We start from the raw sequence: 21693 nt of genomic DNA on the forward strand, positions 1-21693 counted from the left end.
GTTATCTTTCAGGTTAATTATTGTTTTTAGAGGGAGAAATTTAGTCAAAGCGGGGGAGCAAGTGTAGCGAAGAAGTTTTCTAACGCATGGTTATCTCTAACCCAATATATCGCCATGTTGATAGTGCAGTGAGTAATCGAGAAGTACGTTAAGGCAAAATCTTCACTTAAGATATCAGATTTAGTCCCTCTATGAAAGTTATGCGTCCAATCCTGCGATCGCTCTACAGACAACTGGGCAAAATATCTCTAGGCTGCGTTAGTTTTTTTCGTAGCTACCTCAAGAGGAGTAACACAAAAACAGTCTCTTCTAGTTCTCAAAACACGCCGACACCAAAAGCTAACCCAGCACCCTTGCCTAGCAACGAAACGGAGAGACTAAAGGCGCTACACCGCTACAACATTCTGGATACTCCTGCGGAAGAGGCATTCGACGATCTGGCTCTCTTGGCTTCATATATTTGCGGCACTCCCATTGCCTTAGTCAGCCTTGTCGATGAAAATCGGCAGTGGTTCAAGTCAAAAGTTGGTATTGAAGCAACAGAAACACCAAGAGATTTAGCGTTCTGCGCCCATGCCCTTCTTATACCAGAGAAACCGCTAGTTGTGCCCAATGCCTTAGAAGATGAGCGCTTTGCCACGAACCCCTTGGTAGTTTCTAACCCAGCAATACGGTTTTATGCAGGTGTCCCCTTAGTAACACCTGAAGGGTTTCCTGTGGGAACCCTCTGCGCGATCGACACAATTCCTCGGAATCTAACCAACGAGCAGCTTGAGTCCCTAAAAGCTTTGGGGAGGCAAGTTATAACGCAACTAGAACTACGAATTCATGTTACTGAGTTACAACGCACAGTTGTTAAACGAAAGCAAGCCGAGGAGGCATTGCAAGAACAGAGGGAGTTACTAGAAGTAACTCTTTCCAGCATTGGTGACGCTGTAATTGCAACTGATACAACAGCAAACATAACCTTCATAAATCCTTGGGCAGAAGAGCTAACAGGATGGCTTGCCAAAGAAGTTATAGGCAGAAAAATAGATGTAGTCTTTTCTACTATTGATGGTGAAACGCGGCAAGAGGTTGAAATTCCTATAAAGAAAGTGCTGCAAGAAAGAGTGGTTGTCGAACAATTAACTAATAATACAGTCTTGCTCGCACGAGATGCCAGACAAATCCCTATAGATCATAGTTGTGCCCCCATTCTTAGTAGCAATGGAGCAATGTATGGAGCGGTATTAGTATTTCGCAACATCACTGCTCGTCGGCGGGCAGAACAAGAGCGACTGCAACTTCTAGAACGAGAGCAGGCAGCAAGGAGTGCAGCGGAGGCAGCGAAAAATAGAGTTACGAACATTTTAGAAAGCATCACCGATGGTTTCTTTGCTGTAGACAACGAGTGGCGATTTACCTATCTGAACCCGCAATCAGAGCCACTTTTGCAGCGATCGCGCGACGAACTGCTGGGTAATAATCTGTGGAACGAGTTCCCCGAAGCTGTTAGCTTAATTTTTTACGAGCAATTCCATAAAGCATTATCCCAGAAAATTGCGGTCGAATTTGAAGAGTTTTATCCCACTCTTAATACCTGGTTTGCAGTCCATGCTTATCCATCTAAAGATGGACTATCAGTTTATTTTAAAAATATCAGCAAGCGCAAACAAGCTGAAGAAGAAATGCGGCGCACACAAAATTTTCTTAACTCTATTGTCGAAAATATTCCCCATACAATTTTTGTCAAAGATGCCAACGAGCTTAAGTTTGTCAGCATAAACAAAGCAGCTGAAGAACTGTTTGGGTTTTCCAAAAAAAATATCGTGGGCAAGAGTGATCGCGACTTTTTTCCTCAAGAAGTAGCTGATTTCTTCAACGCTAAAGACCGGGAAGTATTGTCAAGCGGAAAATCTTTAGATATACCGGAAGAACCGATACAAACAAGCCATAAAGGCGGAAGGCTACTGCATACCAAAAAGATACCGATTTTCGACGCCACAGGAAAAGCAGAATATTTGTTGGGTATTTCAGAAGATATTACCTCGCGCAAGCAAGCAGAGAAAACTATGCGGCGACAGTTAGCTGCTGTAGAGGCTGCAACAGATGGCATCGCCATTCTTAATAAGAATGTTGAATATATCTATCTCAACGGTTCGCACGTCCAAACATTTGGCTATGGCAACGCGGAGGAAATGATTGGCAAGGCTTGGAAAGATTTATATCATCAAGAAGAACTGCGGAGAATTGAAAGCGATATTTTTCCCGTTCTCTTAGAAAAGGGTAGCTGGCAAGGAGAAGCAATTGGCCAAAAACGGGATGGGACTACATTTCCTGTGGAAATTTCCCTTACCTTAATTTCAGATGGTGGAATGATATGTGTCTGCCGCGATATAACTGCTCGCAAGCAGGCAGAAGAAACATTGCGACTGCGCGATCGCGCGATCGCAGCTAGCAGCAACGGCATTGTTATTTGTGATGCCAGACTGCCCGATTTGCCAATGATCTACGTCAATCCTGCTTTCGAGCGAATGACTGGGTACAAAGCACAAGAAGTGCTGGGACGAAACTGCCAATTTCTTCAAGGTAGCGATCGCCATCAAGCAGAGTTAACCAAACTTAGGGATGCACTTCAAGAAGCTAAAGATTGCACCGTTGTTTTACGCAACTACCGCAAAGATGGCACTCTGTTCTGGAATGAATTAAGCATTGCGCCGATTTATGATGCTGCTGGCAATCTCAGCCAGTATATTGGCATTCAAACAGATATCACTGAAAGAAAAGTAGCTGAGCAGGAACTGCAACAGGCTAAAGAACACCTCCAAGCCGTCTTGGATGCGGTACCTGGGTTTGTTTCTTGGATTGGCTCAGATCTGCGATTCAAGGGTGTCAATAGACATCTTGCTGCCAGCTTTAACTTGTCTCCAGATGCCTTTGTCGGTCAAACTTTAGATTTTTTAGAAAAAAACTCTCAGTGTGCTGAATTTCTGCATCAGTTTCTTGCCAGCCAGGAGCTAGCAGCAAGTCGAGTCATACAATCTAAAATTAATAACTCTATTAGAGATTACTTAATCGTTGCTCAAAAGTATCAGCAAGGCAGCGCTGCTGTTTCAGTGGCAATTGATATAACCGAGCGAAAACAGACGGAAGAAGCGCTGCGGGAAAGCGAGGAGCGGTTCCGCCAGATGGCAGAAACTATCAATGAAGTCTTTTGGATAACTTCTCCAGATCATGCTCAGATATTTTATGTCAGTTCTGCATATGAAAAGATATGGGGCTACAGTTGCGAAAGCCTGTACGAGCAGCCTAGCTCTTGGATGAACGCTATCCATCGGGAGGATCGGGAGCGCCTGATAGCTGCTCAAGAGAAACAGCTTAGCGACTACGACGAGGAGTATCGAATTGTACGCAATGACGGTACGATTCGCTGGATACGCGATCGCGCTTTTCCTGTTAAAAACGAAACTGGGAAAGTTTCTCGCATTGTCGGTCTTGCAGAGGATATAACCCAGCGCAAGCAGACCGAGGAAGAAGTCCGTTTCCTACAAATAATAACGAAAGCGGTCTTTGATTCCGAAGACTTTCACGCTGCGTTGCGGATTGCCCTAGAGAAAGTGTGCGAAGCGACAGGGTGGGATGTTGGAGAAGCCTGGATTCCACGCCCCGATGGAACCGTCCTCGAATGCAGCCCAGCTTGGTATACCCGCAGCGATCTTTTACACGAATTCAGAAGACTGAGCGAGGAGGTAACATTTGCACCAGGCGTTGGAATGCCCGGCCGCGTCTGGGTATCGAAAGAACCAGAGTGGCGACGAGATGTTTCAATTGAGTCCAAGCAAGTGTATCCCCGCGTACAGATGGCGATGCAAGCTGGATTAAAAGCCGCACTAGCAATTCCTATTGTTGCTAATGATAATGTCCTCGCTGTCCTCTTGTTCTATATGTTTGAATCTCGTGACGAGGATCGACGACTGATTGAACTGATTTCAGCTTCGACTGAATTGGGCTTATTCATTCAGCGCAAGCGAACAGAAGAAGAAGTTATTAAGGCACTGGAAAAAGAAAAAGAACTCGGCGAACTCAAATCCAGCTTTATTTCCATGACTTCTCACGAGTTTCGTACCCCACTGACAGCAATTCTGGGTTCTGCCGAATTACTAGAAAATTACAGCCACAAATGGACAGAGGAGAAAAAACTTAGCTATATCCATCGCATTCAATCTAACGTCAAACATTTAGTTCAGTTATTAGAAGATGTGATGCTGATTGGCAAAGCAGAAGCGCGAAAAATAGAGTTTAAGCCTTCCCCGATCGATCTAGTGCAATTTTGCCTTGTCGTGGTCGAAGAACTGCAACTTACAACTGGCAGCCAGCATAAAATTGACTTTACGGTTCGAGGTACGTGTACCGATGCTTGCATGGATGAAAAACTGCTGCGGCACATCCTCACCAATTTACTCTCGAATGCTATTAAGTATTCGCCCCAAGGCGGTGTTGTTGATTTTGAGTTATCTTTTGGGGATGGAGTAGCCATTTTCCTAGTCAAAGATCGAGGTCTTGGCATTGTCGAAGAAGATTTACAAAGACTGTTTGAGTCATTTTATCGTGCTAAAAATGTCGGCAAAATTCCTGGTACTGGACTAGGATTGGCAATTGTCAAAAAGTCTGTAGAGTCACACGGTGGAGCAATCGCGGTTACAAGCGAAATTGATGTAGGTACAACATTTACTGTTACTCTTCCCTTGAATAGATACACACAAACTTATGACAAGAATTTTAGTAATTGAAGATCAAGAAGATCTTCGAGAGATTATTTTAGAAATGCTTGATAACGAGAATTTTGATGCCCTTAGTGCAGAAAATGGCCAAGTAGGCATCCAATTAGCTCAGTCTTACCTACCTGACTTGATTATTTGCGATGTAATGATGCCTGAACTCGATGGTTATGGTGTACTTACCAACTTGCGCCAAAACCCCGCAACGGCGATGATTCCCTTTATTTTTCTTACCGCCAAAGCTAGCAAAGCCGATTTGCGTCAAGGTATGGAATTGGGAGCAGATGATTATCTCACCAAACCCTTTACAGTAAAAGAACTTTTGGGAGCTATCACGGCTCGGTTGGAAAAAAAGGTAGCGGGAGATAAGCAATCCCAAGAAAAGCTGGATGAGTTGCGGAGTAATATCGTCCAGTCACTTCCCCACGAATTGCGTACCCCCCTTAATGGAATTATGGCATTTTCACAACTTCTTATCGAATCATATGATTTGATGGAAAAAGAAGAAGTTCTGGAAATGCTCTCAGACATCAATACTTCTGCCAGTCGTTTAAACAGGCTGATTCTGAATTTTCTGCTATATGCAGACCTTGAACTAATTGCGACAAAGCCAGAGCGAATTCAGGAATTGCGGGCTAGTCAAATGAACAATCCCCAGAAAGCGATCGCAGAAGTTGCGCGCAAAATAGTTCAAACAGCTGGCAGAGAAGCAGATTTATCTTTAGAACTGCAAGATGCGCCTCTGAAGATTTCTGAGGCAAACCTGAAGAAAATTGTTGAAGAAATAGTTGATAATGCCTGTAAATTTTCTGCAACTAGCACCCCAATTCGCGTTTTCAGTATTTCCGAAAATAATACCTTTACTCTAGGTGTAAGCGACCAGGGACGGGGTATGGATGTCCAACAAATTGCCAATCTGGGAGCCTATATGCAATTTAATCGTAAAATCTACGAACAGCAAGGTTCGGGATTAGGACTGATTCTTGCTAAACGATTGGCTGAATTACATGGAGGACAATTGACGATTCAAAGTATACCCGCTCGGCAAACAACAATACATATTTCGCTGCCTATATCAAGTAATATAGCAGTCCTAAATGATTTATGAAGGCGAGATCCTCGACTTCGAGAGAGAAGTCGGGGATCTGAACTACGGGCATCTCACAACTCAAATAGGATTGCTATATTATTTCAACTTGATGGTTTAAGGTTCATGGTTGATTATATTTTTTGCAAAACTCGAATATTAGAATTTTTAACCGCAGATGAACGCAGATAGTTTATCTACTTTTGCAAAATGTCTATTGCATCTGTATTAAGAGAAATGGCACTGACTTAAGGCTTGTAGTAGCGTGTATAGTCTAAATTAGTTTATTGGCTAGAGCCTTTTTCGCTATCTAACAAAGGCTTGATAAAGTTGGGTAACGCTTACCTCAAACGCCACGTCGCTCAACGGGGAAATCCCCGCTTTTCGCGTGGCTACCCAACCTAAAACTAGCTAGAGCAATTTAGATTTGACGCGCTACTACGATAAAATCCAATTCCCGTTAAGTCAGTGCCATTCGTATTAAGAACAATGAACCATCAACAACTAATTACTACCCAGCCACCCAGCAAAGTTTTGTTTCTGGGTATCGTCTGGAGACTCGACTGGCACAATTTTATAGGAAGTCGGACGAGGCTCTGCCAAAGTCACCAGACTTGTGCGGAGTTCATCTTGATGGAAAACTGTAACTTGGATAGTATTACCTGGATTGTAATCTTTCAGGCGATCGCTCAAATTTTGCGCCGTCACCCGAAAACCGTCTATCGCCAGCAACTCATCTCCCGCATCAATTCCCGCTAACTGCGCCGGAGAACCCGCCTCCACAAATTTGAGCATTTCCCGCCCGTTTTCTGTCTTCGCCGTCACCCCCAGGTAAGCAACTGGTTCCTCCTTTTCCCCAACCAAGCGCAAGCCAAAAGGTGACAAATACTCATCAAAAGGTAACTCATCGGTGCCGTCAACGTATCGAGCAAAAAACTCCTGCAAATCTGTTCCAGCAACCGATTCAATTACTTGCTGCAACTCTTCTGGAGTAAAACCGACTTCATCTTGCCCAAATTGCTGCCACATTTTCCGCATCACGTCATCAAGCGATCGCTTATTTTCATGACGCGCTCGAATCAGCAAATCCAGCAAAAATGATACCATTTCCCCCTTCAAATAGTACGAAATCTGAGAATTTCCACTATTAGCATCCGGGCGATAAAGCTTAATCCAAGCATCAAAACTCGACTCGCTTGCGGGTTGCACCAATCTCCCTGGTGTCGTTTGTAACCGCGTAATCTCCTTACCCAACTCATTCAAGAAAGACTTAATATCATATATACCAGCCCGAAACGGAATCACCAAGTCGTAATAACTCGTCGTACCCTCACTAAACCACAGAGAAGGCGTGTAATTTTCCCCGGTATAATCAAACACCTCTAGCGCTTTCGGGCGGATGCGCTTAACGTTCCACAGGTGAAAGAACTCATGCGCCACCAGCTGCATGAAGCGATTGTACTTATCCGGTTCGCGAAACCCGAAACGGTGGTAATTCAAGGTGCAAGAGTTCTTGTGTTCCAAGCCACCTGCCCCCGTAGAAGCTAGATGCAGCAAAAACACATATCTGTCATAAGGTAATCCCCCATACAGTTGAGCTTCCACCTCAATAATTTTCTGCATATCCGGAATCATTCGCTCTGCTTCCGCGTTACCCTTTCCCCAGATAGCTAATTCATGGGGTTTTCCCATAACCTCAAAGTGATACAACTGATGAGTCCCAATCTCGAAGGGACTATCTACCAGCGTGTCAAAATCAGGAGCCAGGAAGGTATTTCGATTATCGATTATCGATTTTGGATAATCAGATTCCTGGTTAGATTCGACACTTTCTGATTCCTGACGAACATCCCCGGAGCCAAAATCTAAAATCGGCAATTCCAAATCAGATGCAACTTGTAAGGGTGTTGTGATATGCCACTCTGGGCGCGGCGGCACAATCGTAATTAGAAGTGGTTGTTGCTCAAATTCTGGTATATAAAATAACAAGGCTGCGCTGTTAAAATAGCCGTGAGTTGCGTCCAGATGATTTGTCCGCACTGTTAGCTCGTTAGCAAATACACGGTAATTTACTGTAACTTGTGACACACCATTTGTGTCTACCTGCCAGTGATTTTTACTTAATTTGCGCCACGTCAGAGGTTGATCGCCGGAATAAGCGGAAAAATTTTGCAGATGCTTGGAATACTCGCGCACCAGATAGGAACCAGGAGTCCACACAGGCATTTTCAAATCCAGAACCTGTAGCTGCCAGTTCTGTAGAGTTAAAGATACCTCAAATAGATGGGATTCGGGTTCGCGGATTGCCACCTGGTAATGAATTTTTGGTGCTGTCTGAGGTAGATAGCGATCGCGAACAGCTGTTGCTTGTGTCATTTGTAATTTTTATAGGGAACTATTAACTAATGTAGCGATTAGCCAGTTGTCCGTCGGCGTGGGAAGGTGGAAACATCCCAATCCCACCTTCCCACTCTTCCCTGACTACTACCTAAATTCGTCCCGCCAGATGGGTTAGCTGCTTAAGGTTAGTCAAATGTAGCGTCTGACGTGCCGGATTGATCTTGACCCAGCCTTTACTATCCAGTTTCCCCATAATTTTTGTTGTGTCCTCGACGCTGATATCTGTGACATTAGCCAAATCTTTAAAGGGGATATTAAAGATTTCTGTCCCCGTCTCAGTGGATTCGCCGTAGTTTTCTCCCAAACCCACTAAAGTATTGGCTAATTTCACAGCTGGCGGCTGATGGCGCATTTGAAATCGTAAGTTAGTTTGGCGCAGACGCTTCACCATCAGTTGCAACATTCGGTGATGCAATTGCGGATCTTTGAAAAGAGTTTGAATAAACCGCTGGGCGGAGACACTGAGCAATTCTACTGATGAGAGAGCAATTACATCGGTGGAACGGGGAGATTCATCGAGAATTGCCATTTCCCCAAAAAAATCACCTCTGCCCAATATCGCCAAGGTAACGACATCTTCCCCAGAGAGACGACGTACTTTTACCCAACCTGACACTAAAAAGTAAACTGCATTGCCCCAAGCGTCTTCCATCAAAACAGCTCTATCTGATGGGTATTCGTGATCGACTGCAACAGACAAAAGCCATTCTAATGTCTCTGGAGCGGCAGTGTTAAATAAGGGGAAAAGCTCAGAAAAAGCTTTGGTCTGCATGAAAGGAAGTGTAAGGTGTGAAATTTTAATTTAACTTCTGAAAATACTATTATCTAGGATGGGCTATTAATCGTTTCATTGTTTAGCTTAGATAATACCCTACCGCAATAGGTACGCTCTTTGATATAGGCTTTTGTAGTCGCTGTACAGCCCGCCTTTCATTCTTATAGCAGCGATGGGCTAAACGCGCGATCGCATCCGCCTTTGTTTGAGCTTTCGTCTTTCATCCTTCCTTGAGCCTTGAGGAAAAAGCTTCTCCTACGCTTAGATTATCATTACAGAGGAGCCATCTTATCCCTTAACGCGAACAGAATCATCCTGTTTGCGATCACTTGGCAATGGACTGAGGGTTGAGAGCTGTTGCTCAACGCTTTCTAGCAGGTGATTGAGGGCTTCTTTGTTCAGCATGGGAGCGGATGAAGCGCCCTGCAACGAGTCTGAGCCGTAGACATCGCATATTTGATTCACCTTGCGCTGAAGTTTCTCCCCAATACTCAAAGCTTCCCGCCACAGAATTGAGAGTTGCTGCTGCTTATAAGCCTTCAAAGCTTCTCCCCGAAACACTTGCAGGGTTGCCTCATCTCCATACTGGGAAGGCATAATCTGCAAGCGCAGCAACAAACTTTCTTGTTGATAACATCGCTCAATCTCAACCCTTTGATGCTGTTGGACTGGCATTAAAGGTAAGCTTCCTATCCGCTTTAGCTCGTCGATAACTCCTTGCAAAACGGGCAGAGGCAGCCCTGAGATCGCGCAATGTAAGACGTTATCTCGACTACAGAGAATGTTACCTTCATACAGATGGCGTTCGCAATCAATCCGATCAATTGTCCCGCTCAACGCCCGCCGCAGCAATTCTTTAAGGAGCTGCTGCGGCGAAAGAGTTGTTAAAACTGTAGAATCATAAACGTGATGGGGTGAAGGGTATGCGCCCGCTACTCGCTCTTTACTAACGGGTGTCTTTTGTCTAGCGCCCGTGTCTTTGTTGTCGCGCTTTAAATCTGATTTTCCAGTCGGTCTTTCTTGAGTTGGCCCGGAAGCAGGTTGAGCGTTTGCGCTATTGATTTCCTGTATCAATTCCTGTGGACTATCCACAATCAGGGTTGGTAGAGTGTCCCGATTTATCCGATCCGACTTTTTGTGCAGTTTTTCCTCACCAACTCGACTGTCTGAGGGTTTGGTTGCCGGAGTTGGGGTTTGGGCATCTTTAGCTGGTTTCTGAGAATTTCCAGTATTTTTCAAGTAGGCGCTGAGCATTGCCTGTAGAGCCTCGGCTTTTATTACCTGGATTTCTAGGGAGTAGTTCTGGTAGGCCAGGATGCGGCGGAGGTAGTCTAAGGTGGCGGTATCGTCTGGATGCACCATGCCGAGTTTCAGGCAGCTGCCTTCAACGGCTAGGGGTAAGATTTGATAGTAAAGACAGGCTTCAAAGGGCAGGAGCTTGTCAATCAGTCTAAACATTTGTTTACATCTATCGAAGGTGGGATTGGAGAACCAACACGGTTCACTTAAAGCCAAATATCCAAACCCTACGATTTGTTGGGATAGCACCTCATCCAACAAATGCTATATGCCTGTTGAGTGAGGTGCTAAGGGACTAACCTACAACTATTCTTAAGCAGACCGTATTGGATTGGAGAAAAAGGCAAAGACAAAGGTAAAAGGTTCTTATGCAAAAGGCAAAAAGAATTTTTCCTCCCTAGCCCCTAGTCACTATTCCAAATATCTAAGTCCTGATTAATATCTTAGATGCACCTTCGATGGAGTTACCGCGATTGATTAGCGGTTTAATGTCAATAAACCAGTCAATAGTTATAGTTTCGTTAAGACTATAGGGAGAGAATGCCAGTGTTTTTGGGCACGGCTCAGGGATCGCTCCGCAAAGCTTGAGCGGCTAAGTAGAGTTTGCTCCATTCTCCCATAACTTGATGGCTTTTCATGTTCAGCTCAGCCGCGATCGCTTCCATTGATTTACCATTTTTCAACAGCTCAATTAGCTGGCGACTTACCGGGGTAACGCTTTCGCACAATTGCTGCCATTGGGTGAGTGTCAGCCCAAAGCTATCCTGTACAGAGGTTTGTAGCCAATTTGCGACTAGCTCTGGCTGAGTTTTGATGGCAAAAACCCGAATCGCGTGGTAGCTGACTTTTTCCCGCAGACGATAAACTTCTTTGATCTGCAAGTTCAAGGCGCTGGCGATCGCTTCTTGAGACTTTCCTTGCAGGTAAAGCTCCAACCATGCAGCAGCTTCTTTACTGACGTTTTCAGTTAAATAACTCCTAAATTCCTGCTTAACAGCTGTCCGCATGGACATTTGTTCTTCAATTGCCTGATTTTCTTGGTATTGGGAAACCGCTTGCGCGTCTAGTAAACTCACCGGATTGTCTGCTTCATCCGGCGTCACTTCCTCCGAAACCAGTCGCACCAACTCTCCATCCGGGACGTGAGTCATGCCGCCGCGCTGAGAACGACGCAGATAGTTAACAAACCTATACACTAACAGCGGCTGGTTGCGAATCGGTCTAAGGCAATATTCTTCAATGCTGCTCATCAGCAGGGAGTTACGAAGACGAGTGTCTTCGGTACATTTGGTAATCCAGGTAATTTGTTGTTGAATGTAGCGATCACTATGAAGTAACTCCTGAATTACTTCCTGCAACACATCTACTACTGCTCGCTGGCGATCGCGCGACAAAGCCACCCAGGTGCGGATTTTATTCCTCAACAACACCAAACTGCCCAGTCGCGTAGTTAAGTTGCGATAGGCACGCTCTGGCCCCACTCCTAAATAACGTTGCCGTAAAATGCGATAGCGATATTCCATCGCTTGCTTAGCAATTGTCATCTGAGTTGGGTTAAACGTTTCAAAACGCTCTAAGTCCTCGCCCATCAGCCAGCTAATAATACTTTCGTGGGTTGCTGCGCTATATTCAGGACAGTCAGATGCCAGCTCTTTTTGCCAATTCTGTGCTATTTCTTGAGCCGATGACATGGAGTTTTGAGTTCCCAGCGTCGTTTGAGTCTTCGATTCATGAGTTTGGAATCCGGACGTAGGACGAACGACACCAAACTCACTTTCCTGATCTAAAGTTTGCCCTACAAACCTCATTTCACGCCAACCCATTTGAGTATTAACTGCTCTCTATTTCATCATGTCTACCTTTGGATAGAAGTGATCTCACCCCACCCAGAGATTTGACGAAGAACAACAAGGGACTGAGATGACGATCTCAAGGCAAAGTGCTTGAAATCATAACACCCAAGCCTTTTGGCTTGCTATCACTAAGTGTGAGGTTTTAAAAGTATGCGTCGAATGGAGTAGGGGTAATTTCTGATTCTACTACCAATAGCCCACTTTTGCACCTCAATTGACTTCTCAGGTAGGAGTTAAAAAATTACGCCACAAGTTACAAATATTTACATAGGGAGTTGGGGACTGGGGGCTGGGGACTAGGGGCTGGGGACTGGGTAAGATTCTTCCCAATTCCTAATTCCCAATTCCTAATTTCTAGTTCCCAATTCCCAATTCCCAATTTCTAGTTCCTAATTCCTAATCCCCAATCCCCAATCCCCAATCCCTTCTTCACATTACCCATGTGTCTAAGATCACAATTAATGCGTTATTTGCCTCACTCAAGGAAGGTGTTAAATTTCGTTAATTTAGATAAATAAAGTTTAACCCCTTCCTTCTTGATGAAAACAATAGAGCCAGAGCAGATGATCGCTACTTTGCAGCAGTTAAAGGAGGAACAAGAACTGATTTTGAATCAAGTAGACAATGCGATCGCATTGTTTGATCGCTGCCATCACCTGGTATTGTTTAATCGCAAATTAACCGAAATTTTGGGGCTTTCTGACGACAGGCTTGCTAGTAAGCCACATTGTAATGATGTCTTCGCTGAAGTCGTAGCACAGGGCTACTGGTCTCAACAGCAGCGCCAGCAAATCGCATCTGCCCTAAACAGACCAGACACTGAGAATGTTTCCCTTTACATAGAGCAAGCTAACGGCATCTGCCTCGAAGTTTACACCACCTTAACCAACGATGGCGGACGGCTGTTTACCTTCCGCGATGTCACTGGTTATCAACAATCCCAGGCACGTTTAAACGCCGAGTTGAGGCGTTTAACCTTTTTGCAGGGAATGACGCAACGGCTACAGCCAGCCAGTGAGTTACGGGAGATTGGGCAATTTGCACTTTCCTACCTAGTGGCGACAATGGGCGCTGCCTTCGGCGATGTCAAAGTGATCATCGGTCAGGGCAGGGAGGCGAGAGCCAGTATGCTCACAAATGAGATTTCCAGCCAGTTCATTGCCACCTACGGGGTACCAGCAGTTGCCGAGATAGAAGCCTTGCTGAATCAAGGAATTCCTTACGGTCAGGGTTTACTGTGGCAAGTAGTAGAAACAGGATCGCCGCTATTTATTGACGATTATCACAGCCATCCCCAAGCAGTACCTGGATTTCGCCACCCAGGGATTGGTCAACTAGGCATTTTTCCGATTCCTGCCGCCAACGGCAACATCATTGGTGTGTTAACGCTGGAGTCTCGCAGTCAGCAGAAACTTCAGGACGCTCCCCAACAAGATATGCTCTTAGCAGCCTGTCGTACACTGGGCGTTGCGATTGAAAGGGCGCAGGCTGAAGAACACTTGCGCCAAATTAACGAGGATTTAGAACGGGCTTCTCAACTCAAGTCTGAGTTTCTCGCTTCTATGTCCCACGAACTGCGAACTCCCCTCAACAGCATTCTGGGATTCTCCGATCTATTGCTCCGACAAATCGCCGGAACCTTGAACCCCCGTCAGACGAACTATACACGGGTGATTGAAGAAAGTGGTCAACACCTGTTGCAATTGATTAATGACATTCTCGATCTATCTAAAATCGAAGCTGGAAAGGTAGAACTCGACCTGGGGCCAGTTTACATCCCAGAATTGTGCAATCAATGCCTGAAAATGATTCAGCCTCGTGCTGAGAAAAAGCAAATCGCTCTATCGCTGGAACTCGAATATTCCCTGGGTCAAGTTTCTCTAGATGAGCGCCGCGTCCGCCAAATATTGATTAACCTGCTTTCCAATGCTGTTAAGTTTACGCCAAATCGAGGAAAAATTAAACTGAGTGGACGATTGGCTTATGGAAGTGAGTTAGCAGAAGAATTTCGCCCTGATCGCAGTTTGGTTAATCTCAGTACGCCTTACTTATGTTTTGAAGTAGCCGATTCAGGTATCGGAATTCCTGAAGATAAGTGGCATCTGCTGTTTCGACCTTTCCAGCAGATAGATGCTTCTTTAACCAGAAAACATGAAGGCACGGGGCTGGGTTTGGCTTTAACTAAGCGGTTGGCGGAACTCCACGGCGGCACTGTTTCTCTAGAATCAGTGGTAAATCGAGGCAGTACGTTTCGGGTATGGCTGCCGATAGCTGATGTGCCGCAGGAGTTAGCCGCGCCAGTACCGATGCCAGCTAAGCAACAACCGTCTTCATTTCTCGTAGGAACCCACGGCGATGTTAATCTAGCCGCAAGGGATACCAAACGGATTTTAGTGGTGGAAGATCATGCCTTCAATCAGGCATTGATTTCGGATGTGTTGGAATTAGAAGGTTATGTGGTTGAGTTAATTTATGACGGTAGCACGATGCTGGAGGCGATGCGATCTCCTTATGTGTTGGCGCGATCGCTACCTAACTTGATTCTCATGGATATCCAACTGCCGGGTGTGGATGGGTTTGAAATTATGCGTCAACTCAAGGCTCACCCTTTATGGAAGTCTGTCCCCGTAATTGCGATGACGGCGATGGCAATGGCTGGCGATCGCGATCGCTGTTTGGCTGCTGGTGCCGACGGGTACATCAGCAAGCCCTTAGACCTGGATACTGTCATTACAACCGTCCGATCTTTTATTCAGAATTAGTGACAAAACATCTTTAGCCGCTTTCGGACAGTTATTGAACAGCACTCCCAAAAAGTTCAACCCCTTAAAGGGGTTGAATTTCTTTCTATCTGATGACTAATTGTCATCGCCAATTGCGTATGTTTCAATGTGTTAAGAAGATTCAGATATATCTTCCGACACAGCAGCCACACAAAGCATTTATCTACGTGGTTGTACTGAGAATATCTCAGGAAGCTGAAGATTGGTCAGGGGCATCTAACTAAGATTACTTAAGTCAGACAACTGTTTTAAGTAGATTTACTCAAGTCAAAATTAAGGCGCGAGTGTAATCGTTGCTAGGAGAAGCAGTTTTATATGACGGCGCCACTTGCTCTATCTCTTGTCAATCCCATGACAAAGCCCCTGCCGCGTATTCTATTAGTTGATGATGAGCCAAATAATTTATTACTGCTAGAAGAGTTGTTGCAGTCACAAGGCTATGAAACTCTTGTGGCATCATCAGGCTCTCAAGCATTGGAAATTGTGCAAGATTTTCGGCCTGATTTGATTTTGCTGGATGTAATGATGCCAGGAATGGGGGGCTTTGAAGTTTGCCGTCAGTTGCGGGAAGATCAAAATCTGCAAACGGTGCCGATAATTTTTTTGACGGCTTTGGATGATGAAGATTCCAGGTTAACAGGCTTGGAAATGATGGGAGATGATTATTTTACTAAGCCGATAAAAAGTAATTTGTTAATCAAGAAAATATCTAGTACATTGCGATTGAACAAGATGCGATCGCAACAACAAGAGCGAAGAATTGAAGAACAAGTAAAAGAAAAAATTAAGGGGCAAATATCAGCTGCATGGGAGATTAATCAATATCTTTCAGAGAAGCTGCGGTTATTTGTGCCAGATCAATTCTTGAGACGCATTGCACCCAAAGGGGTAGAATCAATTCAACTGGGAAACGCTAGACAAGAAGAACTAACTATTTTATTTTGCGATATACGAGGGTTTACAAGCATCACTGAATCTCAAAGAGTCAATGAAACCTTTGAGTGGCTGAATGCTTTCTATACCCGGATGAATCGAACCATCGCTACCAATCATGGCTTTATTGACAAATTCCTGGGAGATGCCATCATGGCTGTCTTTGACCGCGCCGGAAACCACTCACAGGATGCCCTCACCGCTGCCGTGATGATGATACACAGCCTAAAGGAGTTTAACGCCAATCGCGAACAGTACAACTTAAATGAGCCACTTCGCATTGGTATAGGAATTCACACAGGCACTGCGATGATTGGGACAGTAGGATCAGATCATCGCATGGACTCTACAGTAATTGGTGATGTGGTAAATACTGCCGCCCGTCTAGAAGAATTGACAAAAGTCTACAGCTGTGAAATTCTTGCCAGTGATGCCGTTATCGCCCAGCTAAGTCAACCAGAGTTATTCAGATGCCGATGGATTGACCGCGCAATACCTCGTGGTAAGCAGCAAGGGATTGACCTCTACGAAGTCTTCGGCACCCAAACTCCTGTATTGGGCGAAGCAAAGTTACTCTACTAATTGAAGAAACTGCGGAGGAGGGAATTTACAGACGGGATGCTTGTTGCTCCGGATGTAGGAAAAAAAAAGTTTTTTTGACCTTTTTATTTTTGCCTTTTTCCAATCCTCATGTAAAAAGAAAATGTGATTTTGAACACAGACACATTGAAAATTATATCTATAGAAAGAAGTCCCAGTACCGACTATTAGGTAAAGTAATTAACAAGGACAGCCAATCTGACAAATATCCTATTTCCTAGGAGTTTTTATACCTCCTAGGAATTTCCATGTCAAAAAAAGCGATTCACACCCTCATTGATACCTGGGATTTAAATAAATGGAAACCGGAGAAACCACACCCGTGACTAATGCCCGTGGGCAATTGGTAATTATCGGGGGAGCAGAAGATAAAGAAGGAGATTGCACGATTCTGCGAGAGTTCGTTCGCCGCGCTGGCGGTACCCAGGCTCGGATTGTCGTTATGACAGTAGCGACAGGGCTACCTGATGAAGTCGGACGTACCTACACGGAAGTGTTTGAGCGGCTGGGAGTCGATGACGTGAGAATCATTGACACGGCTAGTCGGGAAGATGGAAGCGACCCTAGAGCGTTGGAAGCTATTGAGAAAGCTACGGGCGTGTTTTTTACGGGTGGCGATCAGGCTCGTATCACCAGCAATCTTAAGGGTACAGAAGTCGATGCCGCTATTCACAGACGATACGCTGAAGGAATCGTGGTGGGCGGCACAAGCGCGGGCGCTGCCATGATGCCAGATATCATGATTATTGAAGGAGATTCAGAGACAAATCCTCGCGTTAATGTTGTCGAAATGGGCCCTGGTATGGGCTTTCTGCCTGGGGTAGTGATCGATCAGCATTTCTTGCAGCGCGGCCGTATGGGACGCTTAATTTCAGCTTTGGCGCAGCAGCCTGCTGTCTTGGGTTTTGGTATTGACGAGAATACAGCGATCGCCATCAGCGATAACAAGTTTGAAGTGATTGGGGAAGGCGCTGTCACTATTGTCGATGAGTCAGGGATTACACATAGCAACGTCGGCGAAATATTAAAGGATGAGGCTTTGGCAGTTTGCGGAGCTAGGCTTCATGTTCTTCCACACGGTTACAAATTTGACTTGCAAACTCGCAAGCCAATTCTTGATTAAGAAAAAGTAGGATATAGCAATCCTATTTAAGTTGTGAACGAGTATTTACCCTGTAGGGACAGGGTATTGCCGTGTTCCTACAGGGGTTCACGAATTATTTAGGATTGCTATAGCTACGGGTGGGACTATTAACTACCCGTAGCTATCCTATAATCTACCCTCCGAGGGAGGTGATTTATTATAGTAAAATTCAATACTAAAAATAGGGTATCGAAAATAACTAATTATTGTTAAGGAAAAGTTAAAATGAGCATTGAAAACAGAGCGGAAGCAGTTGCTAAAAACCTTGAAGGTAAGGCTCAAGAAGCACTTGGTCATGTCACAGGCGACCAAAAAGACCAAGTTGAAGGGCAAATGAAGCAGGATGAAGCTGCGGCAATACACCTTAAAGAAGACCTGAAAGATAAAGCAAAACAGGTTGTAGATAACGCTTAGGTTTTTTAATCAATATCAGGTGATAAAACCAAAACTAAAAAACCCGTTTTCTTTAAGAAAACGGGTTTTTTAGTTTTGGTAAGGTATTCTGACAATTCATCTGTTGGTTAAAAGCTTTATCTCAAGCAAGCTGAGGCTTTGGGATAGTATGGGAACGTAACTCAGAATGAGTATGCCCTGCGATAGCTGAAAATGCAACAGAATAGGGTTAGGTTCAAAATAACCGAAACTCCAAATTTTAAGGGTGTTTAGATAACCGGAGAAAGTTAATGAACCGAGATACAAGCACCGATGCAGTCCGAGTCAATGCTAGAAAAACTGATGCCTTCGACATATTCAACTTCAAGCATTACATTGGCCCGAACCCATATTTGGAGACAGGGGCATTAGTATTCGATTTTGCAGTAACGAACAATACAGAAGCGCGTCCTCTCGAAGATTATGTTGCGATTATTAGCGATCGCTACCCGCACTTGGGCGAGGAAACTTATGATTCCCATGCTCAACTCTTCGCCCGGACAACCTCAGAAGTGGGAAAGCTCGACATGGGGCTGCACCTCCACCACTGGAGTGTCAAACCGAATGAAAACTTTGTGACGATTGCGGTTCAATCGCTCCATGCACGCACAACTCGGTCAGTAGTTTACTGCGTTTGGGACTGGTTTGAAGCAATTACTCAACATGAAAACTTCCGGCTGGAAGATCAGATCAAGACGATACAGGAGATATTTCGGAAATCTGCTTACGGTGGGCCAACAGTTTACGCTCTGTGGCGTACAGCCTACCAAAATGGGATTCCTACCTTTTATCTGTGGGACGAAGGACTGGTTCAATACGGCTATGGAAAAAAACAGGTTCGCGGTATAGCCACAACTTTTGACTGCGATAGTCATTTGGATTCCGACTTCACCACTCGCAAAGATGACTGTAAGGCTTTCTTAGCTACTTTGGGCTTTCCGGTACCCAAAGGTGATATCGTTTACACGCTGGAAGAAGCAAGGGCAGCAGCCAGAGAAATTGGCTACCCAGTAGCAGTTAAACCTGTAGTTGGTCACAAAGGAATTGGGGTGACGGCTGATGTGCAAAGTGCGGAGGAAATGAAATATGCCTTTAGCAGAGCAGTCAATGCGATTCCTAAAGACCAGCCAATTCAGATAATCGTTGAGAAAAGTATTTCGGGGACAGATTTCCGATTGCTATGCGTTAACGGCAGATTTGTAGCGGCGACTGAACGCCGTCCAGCATCGATTGTGGGTGATGGACACTCAACTATTGCTGAATTGATCGAGCGAGAAAATCGCAAGCCAGCACGGATAGATACGCCGACTTCGCCACTGGGGAAGATTCAGTGCGATGAGGCGATGGAGATGTATTTGGAAGAACAGGAATTGTCACTCGATAGCGTAATAGAAAGCGATCGCATTGTCTATCTTCGCAAAGTTGCCAACCTCTCAGCAGGCGGTTTGAGCATCGATAAGACAAGCGACGTTCACCCTGATAACATCATCCTGGCGCAAGACATCGCCCAACATTTTCACCTAACTTGCCTTGGGATTGACGTAATTGCTGGCGACCTGGCAAAATCTTGGAAAAATGGTGATTTTGGCATCATCGAGATTAACGCCGCTCCCGGTATTTATATGCACCTTAAACCTGCTGTGGGTGAAAGCGTTGATGTACCCTCGCATATTTTGGAAACCTTCTTTGCATCAGAGAAAGATGCGAGGCTACCGATTATCACCTTCAACAAGATTTCAGTTCAAGAACTCCAAGAAATTATTGACGATGTTCTAATTCGACACCCGGAATGGACAATTGGCGCGGTTTGTCGCGAAGGGGTTTTTGTCAATCGTTCTGAGAAAAACTTGAACAAAGATTACAACAGCAACGTGCAGAACCTGCTGCGTAATCCCAAGCTGGATCTGCTGATTGCTGAGTACAGGGAAGATGTCTTAGAGAAGGAGGGGATGTTTTACCACGGTAGTGACATTATAGTTTTGGATAATCCCACCGAAACTGAGATGATGCTAGCGCGGGGTATCAGCGACGACTCGACTTTGGTTATTAAGGAAGGAGACAACATCTCCATCCGCGCCAAAGGCTTGCTGGAACAGTACAAGCTTGGCGTGGCTGAACCATTTTTGCGAGTTTATCTCAAGGAAATCCCCAAAGTTGCCTAAGGGATTGGGGATTGGGGATTGGGAAGAATCTTACCCAGTCTCCAGTCCCCAGTCCCCGTTCAATATCAGAGGCGTTAATCTGGTAGCGTTGACTAGATGAAAATTGGCAAAGTAATTTAATGGAAAATATTGATTGGATGAATGCAATTGCAGGCGGGATGGCGATCGCTATTTTTTTCGGCGGGATGACAATGATGTTTACCGACCTTTGGACGCGCAAGAAAAAATAAGTCGCTATTCGCGTAATCAACTTTAAATATTGGGAGTTTCTACTTTAACAGTAGGCTCCCAAAAACATTTTTATGCTTTAAACTTGTCACTCAAATAACAGACTGTGGTAGTATTGTGGTTTCTGGTGTCCATTCAAAAACACCATCACTTGCTGTTTTAGACGCGATCGCTTTAGCTAGTTTTAACCCTTTAATTTTTGATAAAAATTCGATTCTACTAACTAAAATTATTGCTTTACTAATAGGAGGTTTGAGTTGAGACATAGCATCAACCTCAACCCACTGCTAGAGAGTAAGTTCACGTAACTTCTTTTGTCACTTCTAAGAACTCACGCAAAGTAGCTGAGGCATCGTCGCGTCGCCACACAGCAGCCATCGGGATAGTTGATGTTGACTCAGTGATGTTTTTGTAGACGACACCCTTGCGTTGAAGATTTTGGGCATTCGCAGGTAGCAAGGCAATTCCAACGCCACCAGCGACTAAACCCAGGATCGTCAACATCATTGTTCCTTCTTGGATCACAACAGGTGAAATATCAGATTGTTGGCATAGATGTTCAAGCTGTTCAGATAAGACCGGAGAGAATTGGCGAGAAGGGAGGATGAACACTTCCTGTGCCAGTGCTTTCAAAGAAATTTGCGGTTGGTTCGCCAGTGGATGAGTTGCTGGTAATGCCACAATCAAAGATTCATGCCAAATCGTCATTAAGCATAAATCAGCGGCTTGAAGCATCCATGACGTTAAATGGAAAAAGCCAACATCAAGCTGTCGATCTCGCAGCGCTTGCAATTGGTGGGAAGTTGCTAGTTCCCGCCAGACAAGTTCCACTTTGGGAAAGCGATCGCGGTAAACGCGCAGGATGTCTGGCAAAAAGCTGTTTGCCATTGAACTTGTAAAGCCGATTACCAAACGCCCGATTTCTCCTCTACTGGCACGTTGCGCCATTTTGACGGCATTCTCTACCTGAGCGATCGCGCTCATTGCTTCTTCTAAAAAGATAACTCCAGCTACTGTTAACTGGAGCGGTCGCCTGGCGCGATCAAACAGTTGCACCCCTAGCTCGACTTCAAGATCGTGAATTTGCTTGCTCAGGGGAGGTTGCGCGATATGTAGACGCTCCGCAGCACGAGTGAAGTTCAACTCCTGTGCCACCGCGATGAAGTAACGCAAATGTCGAAGTTCCATCTTTTAGCTACTACTATATCTTTTAAATATAGTTTACCTCTCAATAAAA

14 protein-coding genes are annotated in these 21693 nt (G+C 44.9%); 8 read left to right on the forward strand and 6 right to left on the reverse strand.

What is annotated here, in order from left to right:
• Nucleotides 1-200 precede the first annotated feature (200 nt).
• Both H6F66_RS23380 and H6F66_RS23385 read left to right on the forward strand, forming a co-directional pair.
• A complete protein-coding gene (locus H6F66_RS23380; protein ID WP_206755805.1) occupies nucleotides 201-4772 on the forward strand; it encodes a PAS domain S-box protein in 4572 nt (1523 codons plus the stop codon).
• A complete protein-coding gene (locus H6F66_RS23385; RefSeq protein WP_190426257.1) occupies nucleotides 4750-5868 on the forward strand; it encodes a hybrid sensor histidine kinase/response regulator in 1119 nt (372 codons plus the stop codon). The genes H6F66_RS23380 and H6F66_RS23385 overlap by 23 nt, the downstream gene beginning before the upstream one ends.
• A gap of 483 nt (nucleotides 5869-6351) precedes the next feature.
• Here the strand turns inward: H6F66_RS23385 and H6F66_RS23390 are convergent, their stop codons facing one another.
• From H6F66_RS23390 to H6F66_RS23405, 4 genes are all read right to left on the reverse strand, one after another.
• Nucleotides 6352-8223 carry a M61 family metallopeptidase gene (locus tag H6F66_RS23390; RefSeq protein ID WP_190426259.1) on the reverse strand — a complete coding sequence of 624 codons (1872 nt, stop codon included), beginning with the start codon at nucleotides 8221-8223 and terminating at the stop codon, nucleotides 6352-6354.
• Between the two features lie 112 nt (nucleotides 8224-8335).
• Nucleotides 8336-9019 carry a Crp/Fnr family transcriptional regulator gene (locus tag H6F66_RS23395; protein WP_190426261.1) on the reverse strand — a complete coding sequence of 228 codons (684 nt, stop codon included), beginning with the start codon at nucleotides 9017-9019 and terminating at the stop codon, nucleotides 8336-8338.
• Nucleotides 9020-9310: 291 nt separating this feature from the next.
• A complete protein-coding gene (locus H6F66_RS23400) occupies nucleotides 9311-10480 on the reverse strand; it encodes a hypothetical protein (RefSeq protein ID WP_190426263.1) in 1170 nt (389 codons plus the stop codon).
• A 404-nt stretch (nucleotides 10481-10884) separates the two neighbouring features.
• On the reverse strand, nucleotides 10885-12012 hold the full coding sequence (locus tag H6F66_RS23405; protein ID WP_190426324.1) for a HetZ-related protein 2: 1128 nt from the start codon (nucleotides 12010-12012) through the stop codon (nucleotides 10885-10887).
• A gap of 701 nt (nucleotides 12013-12713) precedes the next feature.
• Between H6F66_RS23405 and H6F66_RS23410 the strand changes: the two genes are divergently transcribed.
• The 6 genes from H6F66_RS23410 (at nucleotide 12714) to H6F66_RS23430 (ending at nucleotide 20228) form a co-directional block, all read left to right on the forward strand.
• Nucleotides 12714-14936, forward strand: coding sequence for an ATP-binding protein (locus H6F66_RS23410; protein WP_199295341.1), 2223 nt, complete (start codon nucleotides 12714-12716; stop codon nucleotides 14934-14936).
• Nucleotides 14937-15055: 119 nt separating this feature from the next.
• A complete protein-coding gene (locus tag H6F66_RS29090; RefSeq protein WP_277874035.1) occupies nucleotides 15056-15181 on the forward strand; it encodes a hypothetical protein in 126 nt (41 codons plus the stop codon).
• A gap of 91 nt (nucleotides 15182-15272) precedes the next feature.
• Complete coding sequence (locus H6F66_RS23415) at nucleotides 15273-16472, forward strand: response regulator (protein WP_242019253.1); 1200 nt, start codon at nucleotides 15273-15275, stop codon at nucleotides 16470-16472.
• A gap of 316 nt (nucleotides 16473-16788) precedes the next feature.
• A complete protein-coding gene (locus H6F66_RS23420; protein WP_190426264.1) occupies nucleotides 16789-17613 on the forward strand; it encodes a cyanophycinase in 825 nt (274 codons plus the stop codon).
• Nucleotides 17614-17859: 246 nt separating this feature from the next.
• The gene (locus tag H6F66_RS23425; protein ID WP_190426266.1) at nucleotides 17860-18048 is read left to right on the forward strand and encodes a CsbD family protein; all 189 of its coding nucleotides are present in this window, start codon (nucleotides 17860-17862) and stop codon (nucleotides 18046-18048) included.
• 269 nt (nucleotides 18049-18317) lie between these two features.
• Nucleotides 18318-20228 carry an acetate--CoA ligase family protein gene (locus tag H6F66_RS23430; protein WP_190426269.1) on the forward strand — a complete coding sequence of 637 codons (1911 nt, stop codon included), beginning with the start codon at nucleotides 18318-18320 and terminating at the stop codon, nucleotides 20226-20228.
• Nucleotides 20229-20548: 320 nt separating this feature from the next.
• Here the strand turns inward: H6F66_RS23430 and H6F66_RS23435 are convergent, their stop codons facing one another.
• Both H6F66_RS23435 and H6F66_RS23440 read right to left on the reverse strand, forming a co-directional pair.
• Nucleotides 20549-20722 (reverse strand): hypothetical protein, encoded by a 174-nt coding sequence (locus tag H6F66_RS23435; RefSeq protein ID WP_190426272.1) that lies wholly within the window; start codon nucleotides 20720-20722, stop codon nucleotides 20549-20551.
• 34 nt (nucleotides 20723-20756) lie between these two features.
• On the reverse strand, nucleotides 20757-21644 hold the full coding sequence (locus H6F66_RS23440; protein ID WP_190426275.1) for a LysR family transcriptional regulator: 888 nt from the start codon (nucleotides 21642-21644) through the stop codon (nucleotides 20757-20759).
• Nucleotides 21645-21693: the final 49 nt, after the last annotated feature.

Source organism: Trichocoleus sp. FACHB-6 (assembly GCF_014695815.1).
Classification (GTDB): Bacteria; Cyanobacteriota; Cyanobacteriia; order Cyanobacteriales; family FACHB-T130; genus Funiculus; species Funiculus sociatus.